The organism is Brachyspira sp., assembly GCF_050873525.1.
Lineage (GTDB): Bacteria > Spirochaetota > Brachyspiria > Brachyspirales > Brachyspiraceae > Brachyspira.
This window is the reverse complement of record NZ_JBNMIZ010000288.1, coordinates 1-2,717: the sequence shown is the minus strand read 5'-3', so window position 1 is coordinate 2,717 and position 2,717 is coordinate 1. Positions and strand designations below refer to the sequence as shown.

Annotated in this window: 1 protein-coding gene; it reads left to right on the top strand. The window is 30.3% G+C overall.

The features are described from left to right. Positions 1–35: 35 nt before the first annotated feature. Positions 36–1,976 carry a TonB-dependent receptor plug domain-containing protein gene (locus ACR0QS_RS12630; protein ID WP_432633807.1) on the top strand — a complete coding sequence of 647 codons (1,941 nt, stop codon included), beginning with the start codon at positions 36–38 and terminating at the stop codon, positions 1,974–1,976. The last annotated feature ends 741 nt before the right edge of the window (positions 1,977–2,717 follow it).

Below are 2,717 nucleotides of genomic sequence, written 5' to 3'. Positions count from 1 at the left end.
CATTATAAATATAGATTTTTATATAGAAAATAGAAATGAAAATATTATTTATTTTTTTATTATTTGCGGTAAATCTTTATTCTCAATCATATTTAATAAAAGAATTGAAAGGGAATATTTGGGTTACTTCGAGAGTGGAAATTACAAATTCCGCACAGACAAACGAAGAACCCGAAAATAATAAAGAAAAAGAGCCGATTAAAGTAAATAATACTATCATAACTTCGGAAGAAATCGACAGAATGGGTTATCAAAACGCGCAGGAAGTTTTGGCAAATCAACCTGGTTTTGTAAATAAAGGAAATTATATGGGAAACGAAACGGTTGACCCTGCTGGAGCTAACGCCGATAATATCAAAATCTATGTGAATAATGTTCTTATGAATACGGCTAAAGGAAACGCCGATGCTGGAGTGGATTTAATAAGAATCCCAGCAAATCTAATCGAAAGTATAGAAATTAAAGGCAATTCGGTTTATATTACGACTAAAACGCCGCTCGAAGATATACTTTTGGTTTTGCTTTCTTACGGTTCTTATAATTCCGTTCGTCCGTCAATTTTATTTTCAAAGAATATTGATAAAAAACAAACTTTTACATTTACCGCCGATTCTTATTATTCGGATGGAAATTATCATTATGATTTTATTAATCAATGGGGAGATAGAATCGAAGGAAATTTTCATGATAATCGCCAGCTTATAATGAATTTTTCCACAGATTATAAATATTTATTTGATAATAAAGATTATATAAAAGCGTTCGTTAATATTTCTTTTAATAATTCCGCCGCTCAATATGAAATTCCGCCGATAATGGAAACAAAATCTTGGTTTAATTTTACAACTTTGATATCTTCGATTTCTTATAACGGTTTTTCGGAGATTTTGGATTATAATATTAATCTCTCTTATTTGTTCGATTCTTTTGTCGATAAGCCTTATTTTCAAAATGGAAAATTTGTTTCGGATTATAAATCGCATGCCGTTTCTTTGAACGGTTCATTAAGCAGAATGGATGAATTTTTGCCGAATATAATAACTTTTTATAATAAACTAACTCCCGAATATAGATACGATATTTTAACCGAAGAAAAGGGAGCGATTTATACTAATTACTCGACAAATCCGCAAAGGCATTCAGTTTCAATAAAATATGAACCGCAACTTTCTTTTGGTTATTGGGATGATAACAACCCGATATTCACGCTTTTACCCGATATTAAATACGAATTCATGTCGGATATTTTGAACGGTTATAAAAATAGAAATTATTTAGCTTATAACGCCGCTTTTAATTTGAATTTTTATAAAGGCTACGGATTATATTTTTCTTATTCGCATGATTATACCGCGCCGACATTCAATGATTTATATTACGGAACGATTGGAAATATTAATTTGAAGTCGGAAGATTATAATCAAATATTAACTAAACTTACTTTAGAACCGATAACGAATTTGAAAATAGAAGGTTCTTATTCTTATACGATTTATAGCAATAAAATTATTTGGCATGGAAATCCTACAAATGTCGATAAAGCGCAGTCGCATATTGTAAGCACTAGCGTTGGTTATGAGATTCCATTTTTAACTTATAATAGAATAAAGACTAAAGTCGGTTATTCTTATCAGCTTGGTTTTATGGGAGAAAATAAATCTCCAAAAATTGGACTTCCAAAAGATGTAGTTTCGGTTTTATTGGGCTACGATTTTATTTCCGAAAATAATATTTTAACTTCGCTATCTTTCAATATTCATTATATTTATTCGACAAACAGACCGATAACCGATTATGAGCCGATTAAATATTCGGATGATTTTCATGATTTTAATATTTCGTTTTATTCGATTTGGTTTAAGCATTTGATAATCTCAGCTCACTTTAAAAATATTTTTAATAAAACGCCGATTTTGTCGACTTATTCGGTTGCAAAACCTTTCACTTGGGATATAGAATTAGGATATAATTTTTGATTTTGTCATTACGAGCGACTGAAAGGAAGCGAAGTAATCCAAAGTAATAGAATTTTATTTTAAAATTTAGTTTTATTAATAGTTGATTGCTTCGCCTCACGCTGTGTGCCTTTGGCATCGTCTCGCAATGACAATATTTTTTTAACTGTCATTAAGAGGTTTCGGAAATAAGAATTGAATTCGTCATTACGAGGGCAACGCCCGAAGTAATCCAGATTGAAAATGATGCTTTTTCTGACAACAAGGGGTTTTCCCTAAAGGGCGCAGAAGCGAACCTCTTGTGTTAACAATACAGAGAAAAGCATGCAAGGCGCTGAAGCCCCTTGCGGGCGTTCATTTAAAAGCGGTTGGATGGAAACGCTGATTAATTGGGTTTCCGTGATGATTAATTAAAAAATATTTGATTGTAAATTTATTTGGTCTTTGAAATTGATTTGAAAATTAAATTTGTCATTGCTACGGCAAATGATGGATTTTTAATTAAAACGCAATTATGTTTAAGTCTTTTTCATTTTTTAAGTTTTCTCTCTCCAAATGGTTAACTCCCCCTTTAATTAAAATATAATTTTTAGAACCTCATGCGAAAGCGTGAGGTTCGCTTTATTCTGGATTTAACCTTATCTTTATTGGGAAAAAATAATTTATAATAAAATTTTGTATAAAATGTATTATCTCCATTATTACCTTTTCAAAATATTTAAAACTTCACAAAATTTTTTAAATAACTATATATAGTAATAT